This window comes from Sphingomonas sp. R-74633, from assembly GCF_013416555.1.
GTDB lineage: Bacteria > Pseudomonadota > Alphaproteobacteria > Sphingomonadales > Sphingomonadaceae > Sphingomonas.
Genome location: NZ_JACCFG010000002.1, coordinates 49560 through 67295, shown reverse-complemented (window position 1 = coordinate 67295; position 17736 = coordinate 49560). Strand labels below are relative to the sequence as shown.

Genomic DNA, 17736 nt, shown 5'->3' with positions numbered 1-17736 from the left:
TTCCAGGTTACGCCGCCACCAGCTCGCGATAGCGCGGCGCGACGTCGCGCTTGGAGAGATGCGGGCCCATCGCCAGACGGGCGTCATTGTACGCGGTGTACAACTCCTCGTCGGCGAGCGGTGGGATCGTCACGGTCTCGCCCTTGTCGAAGCCGGCGAGGGCCGCATCGACCAGGTCGTCGACCCCCATCACCATCTCGGGCGGGAAGCTGTCGACATCCTTGCCCGAACGCTCCCAGATCTCGGTGCGGGTGGCGCCGGGGAGCACGGCCTGGACGCGCGCGCCGAGCGGCTCGAGTTCCGCGGCAAGCGAGAGCGAGAGATTGAGCAGGAAGGCCTTGGTGCCCGAATAGGTGCCGTCGAACATCTCGGGCGCGAAGGCGAGGACCGAGGCGATGTTGATGATCGCGCCCTTGCCGCGCGCCTTGAACGCCTTGCCTGCCGCCGAGGCGAGCAGCGCGGGGGCGGTGATGTTGAGCGCGATCAGCCGCTCGATCGCCGGGGCTTCGTTGTCGAGCAGCCCGCCGTTCAGCGACATGCCGGCATTGTTGACGAGCAGGGTGATGGCCGGGTCGCTAGCGAGGCGCTTCGCCACGCGGTCGAGATCGTCGCCATCGGTGAGGTCGGCGGGAAGGACTTCGATGCCGACGCCGGTCTCGGCGATCAGGCGGTCGGCGAGCGCCTGCATGCGGGTGGCATCGCGTGCAACGAGGATCAGGTCATGGCCACGCTTGGCCAGACGGTCGGCATAGACAGCGCCGATGCCGGTGGAGGCGCCGGTGACAAGGGCGGTGCCGAGGGTGGAATTGCTCATGGATCGTCTCCGGTGCGGCCCGGAGATCGAGTCGCTTGCATTTTAATAGGAACTCACTATCATTATGCAATGGACATCGAGAAAGAAAATTCGCTGACCTGTTGCCCGGTCGCCCGCGGGCTCGCCAAGGTCGGGGACGCGTGGAGCATGCTGATCCTGCGCGACCTGTCGCTCGGGCTCAGCCGGTTCGAGGAATTGCGGGTGAGCCTGGGAATTGCGCCGAACATCCTCACCGCGCGGCTGCGCGCGCTGGGCGAGGCGGGGCTGGTGGTGAAACGGCGCTACAGTGAGCGGCCACCGCGCGACGAATATGTGCTGAGCGATGCGGGCCGGGACTTCCTGCCCGTGCTGCACGTGATCGGCGAATGGGGCCGGCGCCACAATGGCGCGGGCGGCACCAGCCGGCTGGTCGATACCGAGACCGAGACTTTGGTTGAGCCGGTGGTGGTGGATCGGCTTACCGGCAAGCCGCTGGCGGGGGCGAAGCTGCGCGTGGCGCAGCCGGATGATCCGCTGGTTTCAGGCGCGCCGGCCAAGCGCGGCTGGCTGCTCGACTGAGCCGATCAGTCCGGAACGTAGAAGCTCCAGAGGTCGCTCTGCAGCTTCACGGCGGCGAAGCGTGTGGGCTTGGTCCGCGGGCCGATCTCGCAGATCATGTACGACAGGATGTCAGACCCGACGAGCGGATCGGGCAGGCGCACGGTCTCGGCGTTGAGCCAGCGCCACTCTTCCTGCCAGACCCGGTGGTTCTGGATGGTCAGACGGTCGCCCTTCTGTCCGACGTGCAGGTGCCGCCAGCGCATTATTCAGCCTCTTCGATTGCCCTGCCTCCTTTATAGCGGGGGCAGGGCAGCCAAAGCCGCGTTCGGACAGGATTATTTGCCGCGCAGCCCCGAGACGGTGAGGCCCGGCGTGATGAACTCGATGTCGGTTTTCAGGTGGAGCAGACGCAGTCCGCTCTGCTCGAGCGCGCGGTCGAGCGCGGGTGCGAATTGCGCCGTCGTCTCCACCGTCTCGGCCCAGCCGCCATAAGCGCGGGCGAGCGCGGCGAAATCGGGATTGCGCAGCGTCGTGCCCGACAGGCGCGCGGGATATTCGCGCTCCTGGTGCATGCGGATCGTGCCGTAGGTCGAATTGTCGATCACGAGGACGATCAGGTCGGCGTCATGCTGGACGGCGGTGGCGAGCTCCTGGCCGTTCATCATGAAGTCGCCGTCGCCGGCGAGCGCGACCACGGCGCGATCGGGGAAGCGGATCGCGGCGGCCACTGCGGCGGGGACGCCATAGCCCATCGCGCCGGCGGTGGGGGCGAGCTGGCTCGGCTGGGCGGCATAGGGCCAGTAGCGGTGCCACCAGCTCGAGAAATTGCCGGCGCCGTTGCAGATGATCGTGTCCGCCGGCATCGCCGCGCGCATCGCCGCGACGCACTGGCCGAGATCGAGCGCCACGCCGTTACGCGGCTTGGGCGTGGACCATTCGAGCCATTCGGCATGCGCGGCTTCGGCGTCGAAGCTGGGCAGCTCGACTTCCTCCTCCGCCGCCAGTGCCACCGCGAATTCGAACGGGCGCGCGCAGATCGGCAGGTCGGCCAGATAGGTGCGGTTGAGCTCATTGGGATCGGGGTGGACGTGGATGATCGTCTGGCCCGGATGATCGGGGGTGATCAGCGTATAGCCATCGGTGGTCGCCTCGCCGAGGCGGGCGCCGACGACCAGCAGCAGATCGGCATCCTTGACCCGCTGGACGAGCTTGGGGTTGGGGCCATAGCCGAGATTGCCGGCCCAGACCGGCGAGTTGTTCGGGATCGCATCCTGGCGGCGGAAGGCGCCGGCGACGGGGAGGGCGATACGCTCGGCGAAGCGGGCGAAGTCGTCGCCGGCCTCGGCATCCCAGCCGGCACCGCCGACGATCGCCATCGGGCGCTTGGCGGCGCCCAGCATCTCGAACATCTGGTCGAGGTCATAGGCGTCGGGCGCCTGGAGTGGCGGGGCGAGTTCGGGGCGATCCACCGCCTCAACGACATCGCACAGCATGTCCTCGGGCAGCGCGATCACGACCGGACCCGGCCGGCCCGAACTGGCGACAGCGAAGGCGCGGGCGACATATTCGGGGATGCGGCGCGCGTCCTCGATCCGCGTCGCCCATTTGGCGAGCGGGGCGAACATCGCGGGGAAATCGACTTCCTGGAAACCCTCGCGATCGCGCATGCCGCGGTCGACATCGCCGATGAACAGGATCATCGGCTGCGAATCCTGCATTGCGACATGGACGCCGATCGCGGCGTTGGTCGCGCCCGGACCGCGGGTGACGAAGGCGACGCCGGGGCGCTGCGTCATCGCGCCGTCGGCACAGGCCATGAAGCCGACTCCGCCCTCCTGGCGGCAGGTGACGACGTCGATCGCCGGTACGTCGTGCAGCGCGTCGAGCACGGCAAGGAAGCTCTCGCCCGGCACATGGAAGATACGGTCGCAGCCCTGTGCCACCAGATTGTCGACGAGGATCCGGCCCCCGGTGCGTTTCGCGGTCATGGGGCCTGTCTAGCGAGGCAAGGCGGCGGGACCAACCCGCCTGATCATTGTTGGCGTATAGGTTTAGGTAATGCCACCGTCATGCCGTGGAGCTCCGGCATCACCCAATCGAAGCCCATGTCAACGCTGCCCTCGGTCGGCTGCCCCGTGGCATCGCGCGCGGGACTGAAGTGGGTGCGGCGCTGGATCAGCAGGCAGGTCGCCTTGTCGAGCGATGCGCTGCCGCTCGACTGGATAACCGCGCAGTCGCTCGGAAATCCATGTGCCGAGATCGTAAGCCGCACACTGGTCGATCCCTGTTCGTTGGCGCGAATGGCGGCGGCGGGATAATCGTCCATGGAGATATAGGCAGTGCCATGCTGCACCGGCCGGACGACCGGCTTGCCCGAGCCGCGATCGGCACGCGCAAGCTTCATCAGACAAGCGCGGAGGCTGGACGAATTGTCGCGATAGCCATTGGGCATCATGAGGAACGGCGCGGCCTCGCCTTCCCGATACAGCGCCAGGCCTGGGTCCCAGCTTGCCGGCATCAGATTGGTTTCGTTGGAAATGCGGATACCGTGCCGGCCATTGGAATCCACGAAGCCGCGCCCCTCGGCCTGTACCGGCTTGTCCGGGCTGACCGGCTGGAACGCGGCGGTGCGCTCATCGAACGGCTGGAACGCGCCACGCACGACGATCGGATAGGTGACGCCATGGGCAAAGGGCCAGTGTGGAGTGCTGATCCGGATCCAGTATTTGCCGCTGAGATCGATGCCGAAGGCGGCGCTTGTGCCCTCGGGTTCGTCCGACACGGGCTCCAGCCAGCATCCCTGCGCATTGCGGTGAGGCTCCAGCGCGGAGACCTGCGCCATCGCGGGAGTGCTGGTACAGAGAGCGGTCAGAGCCAAAAGGGCTTGGGCGAGATGGCGCATGGCGGGAAGATGCGTGTCGGCTCCGTAACGGTCAACAGCTCGACGGAACCGAAGCGGATCGTTAGGCCTGCGCGCCGGAGGAAGTCATGCTGATCATCGGCAATCACGTGTCGCCCTATGCCCGCAAGGTATTCGTCGCGCTCGATCACAAGGGCGTGGAGTACGAACTGGATCCGATCGTGCCGTTCTTCGGCACCGATGCGTTCACCGAGGTCAGCCCGCTGCGCCGCATTCCGGTGCTGATCGACGGCGACCTGGTGCTCAACGATTCGACCGTGATCGCCGAATATGTCGATGAGCGCTGGCCCGAGCCGCCGCTGATGCCGAAGGGCGCCGCCGATCGCGCCAAGGCGCGCTGGATGGAGGAGTTTGCCGACAGCCGGTTGGGCGACCTGATCATCTGGCGGCTGTTCTACCAGAAGACGATCGTTCCCTATGTGTGGAAGCGCGAGATTGATCATGCGCTGATCGAGCAAGTGACGACGCAGGACCTGCCCGAAGCGCTCGACTGGATCGAGGCGCGGGCGCCGGCGGACGGCTTCCTGTTCGACCATGTCTGCACCGCGGACTTCAGTTATGCCTGCTTCTTCCGCAACGCGTCGCTTGCCGGGTTCGAAATCGACGCCGGACGCTGGCCGCGCACCGCCGCATGGATCGCGCGGACGCAGGCGGTGCCGGCGTTCGCGGGGACGATGAAGTTCGAGGCGGCGATCGTCGGCGTGCGTTCGGTCGACCGGCCCGATGCGCTGCGGGCGGCGGGGGCGACGGTGGCCGAGCACAGCTATGGCGGGCGCGAGCCGCACCGCTCGATCATGCTGGACGACGGGCCGGCCGGCTAGGGGCGGGTGCTCAGGATCAGCAGGCCGGTCGCCAGGCCGGTCTGCGCGAGCGCGATCAGTAAAAGATAGAGCGAGAAGGGCTGTTTCCGCGTCTTGTGGCGGAACAGGCTGCGCGCGGCATAGGCCGCCGGGGTGCCACCCAGTGCGGCTAGGCGGAGAAGCCGGGCTTCGGGAATGCGGCGCGCACCGGCGATCGCGCGGCGCTTGTCTTGCCAGAAGCGCAGCAGCGTCCACAGGTTGATCAGGATGGCCCAGGCAAGGGCGGCGAGGAGCATCGGGCGATATTGCAGAGAGGCGGGCAAAGCAAAAGGGCCGCGCGATTGCCCGCGCGGCCCCCTTGCTGTCCGGATCTTCGGTTCGCTTAGAAGCGGACGCCGAGGCCCGCGACGACCTGGTCGCGGTTCAGGTCGATCTTCTCGTAGCGCGAGTAGCGATACTCGACCTTGCCGAAGAAGCGGCCGAAGTTCTGCTCGACGCCGGCACCCAGACGGTAGCCGTCATTGTTGATGCCGTTATTGCCGAGGCTGAGGCGCGCGTTGGTGTAGCCGGCCTTGCCGTACACCAGGGTCGAGCCAGCGACGACGACGCCTGCACGGCCGCCGACATAGAGGTCACGGCCGGCTTCCACGCCGCCGTCCTTGGTGGTCGCGCCGGTGATCTCGGCATCGGCGCCGATCACGACGTTGTTGAACTGCTTGTCATAGCCAACCGCACCGCCATAGACGAAGCCCGAGCGGCCATAGCCGTCGGCGCCGACATGATCCACGCCGGCTTCGGCTTCGATGCGCGGGCCGTTGAACGGCGCGGCGCTGTCCTGCGCGAAAGCGGGGGCGGCGGTGGCTGCCACGAGGGCGAGCGCGGTCGTTGCGAGAATTCGCATTTGTTTTCCTACCTTTGGACTTATTTACTCAGGTTCGGATGGCCATCCGGGCTTCTACGTAGGCGCTCGATTCCGCAGTGCAATATGGCATTTTGATTACAATCCGGGCGTGTTGCGATCGTGCCACACCGCCGCGCTTGATCATGTTCTGTTCATATTGGAGCGAATGCTTGCCGGGGCCCGCTTGCGATGTGCGATGGCCTCGCTAGCATGGCGCCCATGGGGGAAATCGTCTTGCCGTTCGCCGGGGTGGCCATCGTCTTTGGCCTCACCTTCCTGTTGATGCGCGCGATGTGGCGCCAGATGCGCCGGGTCAATTCGCACACCGCCGCCGAAAGCCGCCGCCGCGCTGAGCAGGAAGAGCGCCACCGACCGCCGACCGAGCGGTGGGACGCGGGGCAGGGGCGCTATGTGCCGACCGAGGGCGAACCCAATGAGGAGCTGCTCCGCCAGGGTTCGCGCTCGCGCTCGAACCCCTGGCCCTATGACCCCTGATAGCGCGGAAGTTGAAAGTCGGTTCAGGTTCGCTTGACCGCGCCGCGCGCGGCGGACTATCGCCCGCGGCGAAGTCAGGAGAGAATCGCCGATGAAGAAGCTCTACCCCAACGCCGAGGCAGCGCTGGAAGGGCTGCTGTTCGACGGGATGACGATCTGCGCGGGCGGTTTCGGCCTGAGCGGGATTCCCGAGCGGCTGATCGACGCGATCCGCGATGCCGGGACCACCGGCCTGACCATCGCCAGCAACAATGCCGGCATCGACGGCGAGGGGCTGGGCAAGCTGCTGCGCACCCGCCAGGTCAAGAAGATGATCTCGTCCTATGTCGGCGAGAACAAGGAATTCGAGCGGCAGTATCTGAGCGGCGAGCTCGAGGTGGAATTCTGCCCCCAGGGCACGCTGGCCGAGCGCTGCCGCGCGGGCGGGGCGGGCATCCCGGGCTTCTACACCAAGACCGGCGTCGGCACGCTGGTCGCCGAGGGCAAGGAAGTGAAGAGCTTCGACGGCGAGGACTATATCCTCGAGCGCGGCATCCGCAGCGACCTGTCGATCATCAAGGGCTGGAAGGCCGATGAGAGCGGCAACCTGATCTTCCGCAAGACCGCACGCAACTTCAACCAGCCGATGGCGACGGCGGGCAAGGTCTGCGTCGCCGAGGTCGAGGAAGTGGTGCCGGTGGGCAGCCTCGATCCCGACCAGATCCATCTGCCGGGTATCTATGTGAACCGGCTGATCGTGGGCAGCCCCTACGACAAGAAGATCGAGTTCCGTACCACCCGGCCGCGCGAGACGGCATGAACCGCGCGCTGGCGATAGCGGGCCTGGCGCTCGCCGCGACCAGCCTTTCGGGCTGCATTGCCGCCGCCGTGCCGATCGCGGCTGCGGCGGGCGTGCTCAAGGCGCGGCAGGACAAAGGGGAGAAGAAGGCCAAGCGCCAGCAGCCCGCCCCTGCGCCGAAGCCGGGCCAGGTCTATACGACCGAGGACGGCCAGAAGGTGCAGGTCACCAGCCTCCCTGCGCTACCGGCACCAGGCAGCGCGCCGGTAGCCGCGGCGCCGGCATCCACGCCTGCACCTGCGCCCGGCAGTGTGCCGCCGGAGATGCAGTTCCTCTACGGCTCGGGCGAGGGATCGGCGCTGAGCCTTCAGGCCTATGCGGCACTGTGGAGCTATATCCACAATGACCTGCGTTTCCGTCGCGACAAGAGCCAGGTCAGCTCGGTGGTGATGACGCGCGATTCGACGCTGATCTCGCCCAAGTTCGAGGCGTGCGGGAAGCGACCGATGGCGGTGGTGTTCGACGTGGACGAGACCGTGCTGCTCAACCTCGGCTTCGAGAGCGATGCCGCGCGGCGCGGCCCGGGCTATGATCAGGGCCGCTGGACGCGCTGGGAACAGACCGGCGCCGACAAGGTGGAGGCGGTGCCCGGCGCTGCCGAGACAATCGCCGCGATCCGTGGCGACGGCATCACGGTGATCTACAACAGCAATCGCTCGGCGAGCACCGCGGCGTTCACGATCGAGGCGCTGGACAAGGCAGGTCTCGGCCCGGTGACGCTGGGCGACACGCTGATCCTGCGCGACGACAATGCCCCGAGCGGCAAGGACGAGCGGCGCTGGAAGATTGCCGAACGCTACTGCATCGTCGCGATGGGCGGGGACCAGCTGGGCGATTTCAGCGACCTGTTCAATAGCAAGGACCTGTCGACGCCGGCGCGGCGCAATACCACCGGCAACACGCTGATCGCGCCGCTCTGGGGGCATGGCTGGTTCATCCTGCCCAACCCGGTCTACGGCTCGGGCCTGAAGGGCGGGATGGACGAGGTGTTCCCCAAGGACAAGCAATGGGCCGATCCGGCCGAGGAGAAGAAGTAATGGCCTGGACCCGCGACGAGATGGCGGCGCGCGCCGCGACGGAGCTGCAGGACGGCTTCTACGTCAATCTGGGCATCGGCATTCCCACGCTGGTGGCGAACCACATCCCGGCGGGCGTCGAAGTGACGCTCCAGTCCGAGAACGGCATGCTCGGCATCGGGCCCTTCCCCTATGAGGGCGAAGAGGATCCCGATCTGATCAATGCCGGCAAGCAAACAATCAGCGAGCTGCCCCAGTCGGTCTATTTCGGCTCGGAGCAGAGCTTCGCGATGATCCGCGGCGGGCATATCGACCTGACCGTGCTCGGCGCGATGGAGATCAGCGAGACCGGCGACATCGCCAACTGGATGATCCCCGGCAAGATGATCAAGGGCATGGGCGGCGCGATGGACCTCGTCGCCGGCGTGAAGAAGATCATCGTGGTGATGGAGCACAACTCCAAGGACGGCGCGCCGAAGTTCGTGCCGGGCTGCAGCCTGCCGCTCACCGGCAAGAATGTCGTCGACATGATCATCACCGATCTCGCGGTGTTCCAGCGGGCGGATCACAACTCGCCCTTCCGCCTGATCGAGCTGGCGCCGGGCGTGAGCGAGGCGGAAGTCGCGGAGAAGACCACGGCGAAGTACGAAGCGCTGGCCACTGCCTGATGTGGCGCTGGGCCGCGGGCGCCGCGCTGGCGCTGGTGCTCGCGGGTGGCGCATTGGCGATATTCGTCTCGCCGCCGGGTCTGTTGTCGCTGGCGGACGCTGCCATGGGTGGCGGGGACGAGGTGGTGCTTGCGGGCAGCGCGGTCCCGTTCGGGACGCATGGCCAGACGCTCGACATCTGGCGTGACCCCGCCGATTCCCATGTTCCGCGGCCCGTCCTGATCTTCTGGTATGGCGGCGGCTGGGTGAAGGGCGATCGCCGCGCCTATGCCTTTGCCGCCCGCGCCTTTGCCAAGGCTGGCTTCGTCGTCGTGGTGCCCGACTATCGCAAGGTACCGGGCGTGCGCTTCCCGGCCTTTCTCCAGGACGGTGCGCAGGCCGTGAAATGGACGCGCGATCACATTGCCGAATTCGGCGGTGATCCGGGCCGGATCGCGCTCGCGGGCCATTCCGCCGGCGCCTATACCGTGGCGATGCTGGCGCTCGACCAGCGCTGGTTGAAGGCGGAAGGGGTGGACCCGGCAATCGTGCGGGCGGGCGTGGGGCTGTCGGGACCGTATGACTTCTATCCCTTCACCGCGAAGCGTTCGATCGATGCGATGCAGGGCGTGGCCGATCCGGCGATGACCCAGCCGATCCATTTCGCGCGCGCCGACGCGCCGCCGCTGCTGCTCGTCACGTCGGGCGGCGACACCGAGGTGCGGCCCAGGAACGCCATCAACCTTGCTGCCAGGCTGCATGCGGCGGGCGCGGCGGTGACGCTCAAAAACTACCCCGGGCTGACGCATGAGGAGGTGGTGATGGCGCTGTCCGTACCGTTTCGCGGCAAGGGGCCGACGCTCGCGGACAGCGTGGCGTTCCTGAACGCTGCGCTCGAGCCTCGGTAGATGCCGCATCGCAGCATGGACTCGAATTAATTGGCGAAGGTCTGCGCAAACGCGTAAGCCTAACCGTATGTTAGCCTGGTTTCGCCGCCGCTATTTGGACCTGCTGGGCTCCATCTACATCTATAACGAGCATCGCGGTTATACGAGCATTGACCGGGTGCTCGAGGCCGTGAAGGCGCGTGCGCCGGACGATCACCAGCTGATCGCCGATATCGAGAAGCACCGCGCCGACGAGCGCAAGCACTACGTCATGTTCAAGCGGTGGTTCGAGCTGCAGGGCAAAATGCCCCTCCAGGTCGACCGGACCTGCGGGCATATCGACCGGTTCGTCGAGATCATGTTCCGCCGGACGATCGACGAGCTCGACACCAACAAGATCATCGCCGAGGACGACGAGTTCGAGAAGCTCTGCCGGGTGATCTCGCTCACCGAGCAGCGCGGGCACAAGCAGGTCGAGATCCTGCTCAAGCACCCGCTCGTCACCGGCGACAAGGTGCTGATGAAGATCTTCCGGATCATCGAGAAGGATGAGCCGAGCCACTGGGCGCCCTATGAGGGCTGGCTGCGGGCCAACGGCAAGCGCGATTCCAAATGGTGGGAGCGGGGGATCGACACGTTCATCCATTCCGAGCTGCTGTTCCTCAAGCTGCCGGCGCTGTTCCTCAATCCCTGGGTGAAGCGGCGGACGGATTGGCAGGATGCGGATGAGCCGGCCGAGGTGCGGGCTTCGCCGGTGCCGGTGCTGGCGGCGTAACCGATCCTTTCAGTTCCCCTCCCGTCCGGGGAGGGGAGTTTTCTTGCCGGCCCGCCTCGGCTATTTCGTCCCCATGCATATCCTCCTGACAGGCTCCTCCGGCTGGCTCGGCCGCTTCCTTGCGCCTCTGCTGCGTGCGAATGGCCACGAAGTGACCGGCCTCGACGTCGCCCAGGGCGCGGATACCGACATTCTCGGATCGGTCGCTGACCGCGCGCTGGTCGACCGCGTCTTCGCCGAGCGGGGGATCGAGGCCGTCATCCACGGCGGCGCGCTGCACAAGCCGGACATCGCCCGCTACCCGGCCCAGGCGTTCATCGACGTCAACGCCACCGGCACGCTCAACCTGCTCGAGGCCGCCACCAAAGCTGGGCATGACCGGTTCGTCTTCACTTCGACCACCTCGTTGATGATCAGCCAGGCGATCCGCGACGAGGCGGGCGCCGCCGCCGTGTGGCTCGATGAGGCATCCGGCCCGCTCGAGCCGCGCAACATCTACGGTGTCACCAAGCTCGCCGGCGAGCAGCTTTGCCGGCTGGCCTGGCTGAACGACGGGCTCAACTGCGTCGTGCTGCGCACCAGCCGCTTCTTTCCCGAGGAGGACGACACCCACCGTGCGCTCTCCGGCGAAAATATGAAGGCGAACGAACTTCTCCATCGCCGGCTGACCGTGGAGGATGCCGCCCGCGCGCATCTGATCGCGCTGGAGAAGGCGCCCGAGATCGGCTTCGACAGTTTCATCGTCTCGGCGCCGACGCCGTTCACGCGCGACGAGTGCGCCGAACTAAAACGCGACGCCGTGGCAGTAATCACTCGCCATTTCGCCGATGCAACGAAGTTATACCGTGCGCAGGGGTGGGAACTTCCGCGCAGCATCGGTCGCGTGTACGACGCCGGTCATGCTGAGCGGAGACTCGGCTTTCGGTGTGAAACCGGGTTCGCTGAAGTTCTGGATGCGTTGCGCGCGGGGAGGCCACTGCCTTTCGCGCATGATCCGGCTTACATCTCGCCGAAAGAGGGTTTGGACGCGGCGTGATTGCCGAGGTTCCGATTGTGTGAAGTGGCGTGACACATTCGAACCTTGGGGAATTTGAAGAATGCGCTGGATCGTTCGCGGGCTGCTGGTGCTCGTTACTGTCGCCTGCCTCGCGCTGGCGGTGATCTATGGCGGGTCCGAATGGGCGATCCGCAAGAACCACGCCGTGGCGCTGCCCAGCATCGTCGCGGATCGCTCGCCGGCCGGCGTGGCCGAGGGCGGGCGGATCGCATCGGCGATGGGATGCCGCGGCTGCCACGGCCCGAACGGCAATGGCGTGCTGCTCGCCGAAGTGCCGGGCGTGATCCATGCTGCGACGCCGTCGCTGGCGCGCGTCGCCGCGAATTACTCCGACGCCGAACTGGCGCGGCTGATCCATCACGGGGTCAAGCGCAACGGCCAGGGCGTCTACATCATGCCGATCGAGGGCCATGCCCGCATCGCCGACGAGGATGTCGCGCGGATCATCGGCTGGATCCGCACGCTCAAGCCCTCCGCCGCCGACCGCACCGACACGCTGAGCTTCGGCCCGCTCGGCCGGCTGGGCATCCTCACCGGCGGGCTCAAACAGGAAGTGATCGAGAAGCCGATGGCGGTGGCGAAGCGTCCCGCCGAGATCGGCGGCTATATCGCCAATACGGTGTGCGCCGGCTGCCATTCGCTGACCGAGCCGCGCAAGGCGCATGACGATGGCCGGCGCGTGCCGCCGCTGCTCGAGAGCGCACCGGCCTATGACCTGCCTGCCTTTCGCAAGCTCCTGCACACCGGCGTCGGCATGTCGCCGCGCGATCTGGGGCTGATGGCGCGCGTCGCCAAGGGCGATCTGTCGCACCTTACCGATGACGAGGTCGCCGCGCTGCACGCCTATCTGAAGGGCGAGGCGGAGAAGGCCGCGGCCAAATAGGCTTCGTGGCGGGCGCGTAACGATGCTATGCATTCCGCCCGGGAAACCGGGGGAAGTGCAATGCGGATCGTGGGTCGCGTCCTGGGGGCGCTGGTTGCTATCGTGCTGGTGCTGATGGCGGTGCTGTATGGCGGCTCGCAATGGGTGATCGGGCGCAGCCATGCCGTGCCGCTCGCGCATATCGATATTCCCAGGGATGCCGCCTCGATCGCCGAGGGCGGGCGGCTGGCGACAATCGAAGGGTGCCGCGGCTGCCACGGGCCGAACAGCGAGGGGCTGGTGTGGTCGAAGGATCTGCTCGGCGGCACGATTGCCCCGCCGGCGATCGCCCGGAAAATCGCCAGTTATTCCGACGATGAACTGGTCCGCCTGATCCGCCACGGCGTGAAGAGGGACGGCAGCGCGCTGTTCATCATGTCGACGGGCGCGCACCGCAACCTTGCCGATGACGATCTCGCCAAGATCATCGCCTGGCTGCGCACGTTGAAGCCTGGTCCGAAGGACTCGCTGGCCGACACGTCGTTCGGGCCGATGCCGCGCTTCGGGATCCTGACCGGGGGCTTCAAGTCGAGCGTGCACCCCGAGACGGTGGCCGAGGTGCATCGCCCGGCGGACGTGGGCCGCTATTTCTACAAGTCGATCTGCGCCGATTGCCATCTGCTCGACAAGACCAACACCGTGGAGGGCGAGACTGCGCCTGCGCTGGCGCCGATGGCCGCGAGCTATGACGCGGCGGCGTTCAAGAAGCTGCTGCGCACGGGTGTCGGGATGAGCAAGCCGAACCTCGGGCTGATGAGCGGTGTCGCCAAGGAATCGCTGCACGCGCTGAGCGATGATGAAATCGCCGCGCTGCAGACCTATTTGAAGGGCGAAGCGGACAAGCAGATGGCCGGCAAGTGACGCGCAGATCGTTCAACGGTGCGACGGAAAGTTGCTGATAGGCTTGCTCTCGCGCAAGAATCGATTAGAGCGCCCAGATCATGACCGAGCAACCGCGTACCCTTTACGAGAAGATCTGGGCCGACCATGTGGTCGAGCGCCGGGACGATGGCACCTGCCTGATCTATATCGACCGCCACCTGGTCCATGAGGTGACCAGCCCCCAGGCCTTTGCCGGCCTGCGCGCGGCGGGGCGGCCGGTACGCCGCCCGGATCTTACGCTCGCGGTTCCCGATCATAATCTGCCGACCACGGCGCGGGTCGATGCCGCGGGGCACGCACTGCCGATCGCCGATCCGGCGAGCGCGAGCCAGCTTGCGGCGCTGCGCACCAACGTCGCCGAGTTCGGCGTGCCCTATATCGACGCGCTCGATACGCGGCAGGGGATCGTCCATGTCATCGGCCCGGAACAGGGGTTCACCCTCCCCGGCACGACGCTGGTTTGCGGCGACAGCCACACCTCCGCGCACGGCGCGCTCGGCGCCCTGGCGTTCGGCATCGGCACCAGCGAGGTCGAGCATGTGCTCGCCACGCAAACCCTGCTGCTCTCGCCCTCCAAGACGCTTGAGATCCGCGTCGACGGCACGCTCGGCTTCGGGGTCAGCCCCAAGGACGTGGTGCTGGCGATCATCGGCAAGATCGGCGCGGCCGGCGGCACCGGCTATGTGATCGAGTTCACCGGCGAAGTGATCCGCGCCATGTCGATTGAGGGGCGGCTGACGGTCTCGAACATGTCGATCGAGGGCGGCGCACGCTCGGGCCTGATCGCGCCCGACCAGACGACCTTCGACTATATCAATGGGCGGCCGATGGCGCCCAAGGGCGAGGCGTGGGAGCGCGCACTCGCTTATTGGAAGACGCTGCCGACCGATGCCGGCGCGCGCTACGACAAGAGCGTGGTCCTGCAGGCCAGCGACATCGCCCCGTCGCTCACCTGGGGTACCAGCCCCGAGGACGTGGTGGCGATCACCGGCGCGGTGCCCGATCCCGAGAGCTTCGAGGATCCGGCCAAGCGCGTCGCGGCGCAGAAGTCGCTCGACTATATGGGCCTGACGCCGGGCATGCGGATGGAGGACGTGCCGATCGAGCATGTCTTCATCGGCAGCTGCACCAACAGCCGGATCGAGGACCTGCGCGCCGCCGCCGCGGTGGTGAAGGGCCATCATGTCGCCGACCGCATTCGCCAGGCGCTGATCGTGCCGGGTTCGGGGCTGGTCAAGCTGCAGGCCGAGGCTGAGGGGCTCGACCGCATCTTCCTCGAGGCCGGTTTCGAGTGGCGCGAGCCCGGCTGCTCGATGTGTCTCGCGATGAACCCGGACAAGGTCCCCGCCGGCGAACGTTGTGCTTCCACCTCGAACCGAAATTTCGTAGGAAGACAAGGTCCTGGGGCGCGGACGCACCTGCTTTCACCCGCAATGGCGGCGGCAGCGGCGATCCGGGGACGCCTCACCGATGTCAGGGAGCTGATGTCGGAGGATGCGTAAGGGGATGTACAGTGAAGCGGGCACTTATCGCATTGATCGCGGGCACGGTGTTGAGCGGCCTGGTGGCCGCCTATGCCGCGACGGGCAAGGTCGTGGAAGCCAAGGCGGAGATCGCAGCCGCCCGTTGATCGGGGAGGTTGTGTAAAGTGGAAGCCGTTCGCAAGGTCGAGGGGCGCGCCTATCCGTGGGGCGCCAAGAATATCGACACCGACATCATCATCCCCGCGCACTGGCTGAAGACCACGACGCGCGAAGGGCTGGGCAAGGGCGCGTTCGAAAGCGTGCGCGCGCAGCCGGGGAATGTGTTCGACGACGAGCGCTATGCTGGATCGCCCGTGCTCGTCGCCGGGGACAATTTCGGCTGCGGATCGAGCCGCGAGCATGCCGCCTGGGCGCTCGCCGACCTCGGCATCAAGGCGGTGATTGCGCCGAGCTTCTCGGACATCTTCTCGGGCAATGCCTTCAAGAACGGCATCGTGCCGGTGGTGCTGCCGCAGGACGCCGTCGACCGGCTGGTCGAAGTGGCTAAGACCGACGAGATCACCGTCGATCTCGAGACGATGACCGTCACCACGCCGTTCCAGGATCGCTTTCCGTTCGAACTCGACGCCTTCCGCCGCCAATGCCTGATGGAAGGGCTGGACGAGATCGGCATGACGCTGGCACAAGATACCGCGATTTCGAAATTCGAATCCGGGATGGCGCAAAGCCGCCCGTGGGTCGCGGTGGAGACGGCGAATGAAGGCACTGCTCTCGAAGCAACCGGGCGGACCTGACACTCTAATCCTGGAAGAGGTCGCCGATCCGGCGGCCGGCAAGGGGCAGGTTGTGGTGGCCGTGAAGGCCTGCGCGATCAACTATCCCGACTTCCTGATCATCGAGGACAAGTATCAGTTCAAGCCGCCGCGGCCCTTCGCGCCGGGCGGCGAGATCGCCGGCGTGATCGAGAGCGTCGGCGAAGGCGTGACCGACTGGGCGGTGGGCGACCGGGTGATCGCAGTTACCGGCCATGGCGGGCTGGTCGAGAAGCTGGCGATCGAGGCGGTGCGGCTGTTCCGCCTCCCCGAGGGCCGCAGTTTCGAGGAAGGCGCCGCACTGCTGCTTACTTATGCGACGACGATCCACGCACTGCTCGATCGCGGGCATTTGCGCGAGGGGCATAATCTGCTGGTGCTCGGTGCCGCGGGTGGCGTGGGCCTCGCGGCGGTCGAGCTCGGCAAGGCATTCGGCGCGCGCGTGATCGCGGCTGTTTCCTCCGACGAGAAGGCTGCGGCGGCCAAGGCGGCGGGCGCGGACGAGACTTTGGTCTATGGTCGCGCGCCGTTCGACAAGGACCAGTCCAAGGCGCTGGCCGAGCAGTTCAAGGCGGTGCTCGGGCCGCAGGGCGCCGATGTGATCTACGATCCGGTCGGCGGCGACTATGCAGAGCCGGCGCTGCGGTCGATTGGCTGGGAAGGGCGCTATCTGGTGGTCGGCTTCCCGGCGGGCATCCCGAAGCTGCCGCTCAACCTGACCCTGCTCAAGAGCTGCGACGTGTGCGGCGTGTTCTGGGGCGCCTTTGCGGCGCGCGATCCCAAGGCGAATGCCGCGCATGTCGGCCAGCTCTTCCGCCTCTGGTCCGAAGGCCGGATTTCGCCCAAGGTGACCGAAACCTTCCCGCTGGCCGATGCCGGCCAGGCGATCGCCAAGATGGCGGCGCGCGCAGTGATCGGGAAGGTCGTGGTGACGATCGGGGAATAGCCATGGCGGGGGAAGACGAGAGCATCGCGCGCTTCCGGGGCGAAATGCGCGCGGTCGAGACAGCAGGCGGCCTCGTGGGGCTGCTCCGGCGTGAAGCACTCCGCTCCCTGGGCTTGCTGCTGGCCAGCGCCTGTTGGCTCTTTCTTCTCATGAGCCTGCTCCAGCTATTTCCACGCGAAGCCAGCGGGCAGTTTGGCGCAGGCGGGCTGGCTGCGCTTGTGGTCGCCAACCTGGCATTGGCGGCTCTGCTCTGGCGATTCCGGCGGAGGGACTGGCGGGTGCTGATGGGCGTGTGGCTGCTGATCGGCGTCGCCGTGCTGATGTCGATCGGCTGGGCTGCCGACAAATGGCGGTGACCCGCTAAGCGTTCGCGCTTCGCTTGCCCTCCGGCCATCGCCCCCCTATCTCCGCACCAAAGCCATATAGGGGACTGCAATGACCACGTTCGACGATCGCGAAAAGGCATTCGAGGCGAAGTTCGCGCGCGACGAGGACATGGCCTTCCGCGTCACCGCCCGCCGCAACCGGCTGGTCGGGCAATGGGCCGCGGTGCAGATGAAGCTGACTCCGGAAGAGACCGATGCCTATGCCAAGGCGGTCGTCCAGGCCGATTTCGAGGAAGCGGGTGACGAGGACGTGATCCGCAAGCTGCTTGGCGACCTGCTCGCCGCCGGTGTCGAGACCGACGAAGCGACCGTGCGTCGCGCGATCGAGGAGCAGTCGGTCGAGGCGCGCCGCCAGCTGATGGGCGAAATCTGATGCCGATGGCTGCCACCGAGATCGAGGAGCTGATCAAGGCCGGCATCCCCGATGCCCGGGTCGAGATCACCGATCTCGCCGGTGACGGCGATCATTATGCGGCGCGCGTGGTCGCGCCGATGTTCAAGGGCATGCCGCGAGTGCGCCAGCACCAGGCGGTCTATGCCGCGCTCGGTGGGCGCATGGGCGGCGTGCTGCACGCGCTCCAGCTCACCACCGAAGCGCCTGTCGAGGAGTGAGT

23 protein-coding genes are annotated in these 17736 nt (G+C 66.7%); 17 read left to right on the top strand and 6 right to left on the bottom strand.

All coding sequences use genetic code 11. The features are described 5' to 3' along the window. Nucleotides 1-7: 7 nt before the first annotated feature. The gene (locus HZY97_RS06350; protein ID WP_180141812.1) at nt 8-814 is read right to left on the bottom strand and encodes an SDR family oxidoreductase; all 807 of its coding nucleotides are present in this window, start codon (nt 812-814) and stop codon (nt 8-10) included. A gap of 69 nt (nt 815-883) precedes the next feature. Between HZY97_RS06350 and HZY97_RS06345 the strand changes: the two genes are divergently transcribed. Next, a complete protein-coding gene (locus HZY97_RS06345; RefSeq protein WP_180141810.1) occupies nt 884-1372 on the top strand; it encodes a helix-turn-helix domain-containing protein in 489 nt (162 codons plus the stop codon). A 5-nt stretch (nt 1373-1377) separates the two neighbouring features. On the opposite strand, the gene HZY97_RS06340 is transcribed toward HZY97_RS06345, so the two are convergent. The 3 genes from HZY97_RS06340 to HZY97_RS06330 all read right to left on the bottom strand — a co-directional run bounded on the left by HZY97_RS06340 (nt 1378) and on the right by HZY97_RS06330 (nt 4256). Next, complete coding sequence (locus HZY97_RS06340) at nt 1378-1617, bottom strand: hypothetical protein (RefSeq protein WP_180141808.1); 240 nt, start codon at nt 1615-1617, stop codon at nt 1378-1380. Between the two features lie 72 nt (nt 1618-1689). Continuing rightward, complete coding sequence (locus tag HZY97_RS06335; RefSeq protein WP_180141806.1) at nt 1690-3342, bottom strand: thiamine pyrophosphate-binding protein; 1653 nt, start codon at nt 3340-3342, stop codon at nt 1690-1692. 44 nt (nt 3343-3386) lie between these two features. Continuing rightward, the gene (locus HZY97_RS06330) at nt 3387-4256 is read right to left on the bottom strand and encodes an energy transducer TonB (RefSeq protein ID WP_180141804.1); all 870 of its coding nucleotides are present in this window, start codon (nt 4254-4256) and stop codon (nt 3387-3389) included. Between the two features lie 86 nt (nt 4257-4342). On the opposite strand from HZY97_RS06330, the gene HZY97_RS06325 reads away from it, so the two are divergent. Then, a complete protein-coding gene (locus tag HZY97_RS06325) occupies nt 4343-5095 on the top strand; it encodes a glutathione S-transferase family protein (RefSeq protein WP_180141802.1) in 753 nt (250 codons plus the stop codon). On the opposite strand, the gene HZY97_RS06320 is transcribed toward HZY97_RS06325, so the two are convergent. Both HZY97_RS06320 and HZY97_RS06315 read right to left on the bottom strand, forming a co-directional pair. Then, nucleotides 5092-5370 carry a DUF1294 domain-containing protein gene (locus tag HZY97_RS06320; protein ID WP_180141800.1) on the bottom strand — a complete coding sequence of 93 codons (279 nt, stop codon included), beginning with the start codon at nt 5368-5370 and terminating at the stop codon, nt 5092-5094. The genes HZY97_RS06325 and HZY97_RS06320 overlap by 4 nt on opposite strands. 86 nt (nt 5371-5456) lie before the next feature. Continuing rightward, nucleotides 5457-5975, bottom strand: coding sequence for an outer membrane protein (locus HZY97_RS06315; RefSeq protein ID WP_180141798.1), 519 nt, complete (start codon nt 5973-5975; stop codon nt 5457-5459). Between the two features lie 219 nt (nt 5976-6194). On the opposite strand from HZY97_RS06315, the gene HZY97_RS06310 reads away from it, so the two are divergent. The 15 genes from HZY97_RS06310 to HZY97_RS06240 all read left to right on the top strand — a co-directional run bounded on the left by HZY97_RS06310 (nt 6195) and on the right by HZY97_RS06240 (nt 17734). Next, a complete protein-coding gene (locus HZY97_RS06310) occupies nt 6195-6470 on the top strand; it encodes a hypothetical protein (protein WP_180141782.1) in 276 nt (91 codons plus the stop codon). 91 nt (nt 6471-6561) lie between these two features. Continuing rightward, complete coding sequence (locus tag HZY97_RS06305) at nt 6562-7269, top strand: CoA transferase subunit A (protein ID WP_180141780.1); 708 nt, start codon at nt 6562-6564, stop codon at nt 7267-7269. Further along, entirely contained in the window at nt 7266-8345 is a 1080-nt protein-coding gene (locus HZY97_RS06300; protein WP_257214939.1) for an HAD family acid phosphatase, read from the top strand. Before HZY97_RS06305 ends, HZY97_RS06300 begins: the two co-directional genes overlap by 4 nt. After that, on the top strand, nt 8345-8992 hold the full coding sequence (locus HZY97_RS06295; RefSeq protein ID WP_180141778.1) for a 3-oxoacid CoA-transferase subunit B: 648 nt from the start codon (nt 8345-8347) through the stop codon (nt 8990-8992). The genes HZY97_RS06300 and HZY97_RS06295 overlap by 1 nt, the downstream gene beginning before the upstream one ends. Next, complete coding sequence (locus HZY97_RS06290; RefSeq protein WP_180141776.1) at nt 8992-9879, top strand: alpha/beta hydrolase; 888 nt, start codon at nt 8992-8994, stop codon at nt 9877-9879. Before HZY97_RS06295 ends, HZY97_RS06290 begins: the two co-directional genes overlap by 1 nt. A gap of 67 nt (nt 9880-9946) precedes the next feature. Next, nucleotides 9947-10633: a ferritin-like domain-containing protein gene (locus tag HZY97_RS06285; protein WP_180141774.1), complete on the top strand. Its 687-nt coding sequence runs from the start codon at nt 9947-9949 to the stop codon at nt 10631-10633. 73 nt (nt 10634-10706) lie between these two features. After that, the gene (locus HZY97_RS06280) at nt 10707-11669 is read left to right on the top strand and encodes an NAD(P)-dependent oxidoreductase (protein WP_180143105.1); all 963 of its coding nucleotides are present in this window, start codon (nt 10707-10709) and stop codon (nt 11667-11669) included. Between the two features lie 61 nt (nt 11670-11730). Then, nucleotides 11731-12573, top strand: a complete 843-nt coding sequence (locus HZY97_RS06275) for a c-type cytochrome (RefSeq protein WP_180141772.1) — start codon at nt 11731-11733, stop codon at nt 12571-12573. Between the two features lie 60 nt (nt 12574-12633). Then, complete coding sequence (locus HZY97_RS06270) at nt 12634-13473, top strand: c-type cytochrome (protein ID WP_180141771.1); 840 nt, start codon at nt 12634-12636, stop codon at nt 13471-13473. Nucleotides 13474-13553: 80 nt separating this feature from the next. Beyond that, nucleotides 13554-14996, top strand: coding sequence for a 3-isopropylmalate dehydratase large subunit (gene leuC / locus HZY97_RS06265; RefSeq protein ID WP_180141769.1), 1443 nt, complete (start codon nt 13554-13556; stop codon nt 14994-14996). Between the two features lie 146 nt (nt 14997-15142). Then, nucleotides 15143-15772, top strand: a complete 630-nt coding sequence (gene leuD / locus HZY97_RS06260; RefSeq protein WP_180141767.1) for a 3-isopropylmalate dehydratase small subunit — start codon at nt 15143-15145, stop codon at nt 15770-15772. Next, nucleotides 15735-16736 carry an NADPH:quinone oxidoreductase family protein gene (locus HZY97_RS06255; RefSeq protein ID WP_180141764.1) on the top strand — a complete coding sequence of 334 codons (1002 nt, stop codon included), beginning with the start codon at nt 15735-15737 and terminating at the stop codon, nt 16734-16736. The genes leuD and HZY97_RS06255 overlap by 38 nt, the downstream gene beginning before the upstream one ends. A 2-nt stretch (nt 16737-16738) precedes the next feature. After that, the gene (locus HZY97_RS06250; protein ID WP_180141762.1) at nt 16739-17092 is read left to right on the top strand and encodes a hypothetical protein; all 354 of its coding nucleotides are present in this window, start codon (nt 16739-16741) and stop codon (nt 17090-17092) included. A 79-nt stretch (nt 17093-17171) separates the two neighbouring features. After that, the gene (locus HZY97_RS06245) at nt 17172-17495 is read left to right on the top strand and encodes a DUF1476 domain-containing protein (RefSeq protein ID WP_180141760.1); all 324 of its coding nucleotides are present in this window, start codon (nt 17172-17174) and stop codon (nt 17493-17495) included. Further along, nucleotides 17495-17734 carry a BolA/IbaG family iron-sulfur metabolism protein gene (locus HZY97_RS06240; protein ID WP_180141758.1) on the top strand — a complete coding sequence of 80 codons (240 nt, stop codon included), beginning with the start codon at nt 17495-17497 and terminating at the stop codon, nt 17732-17734. Before HZY97_RS06245 ends, HZY97_RS06240 begins: the two co-directional genes overlap by 1 nt. Nucleotides 17735-17736: the final 2 nt, after the last annotated feature.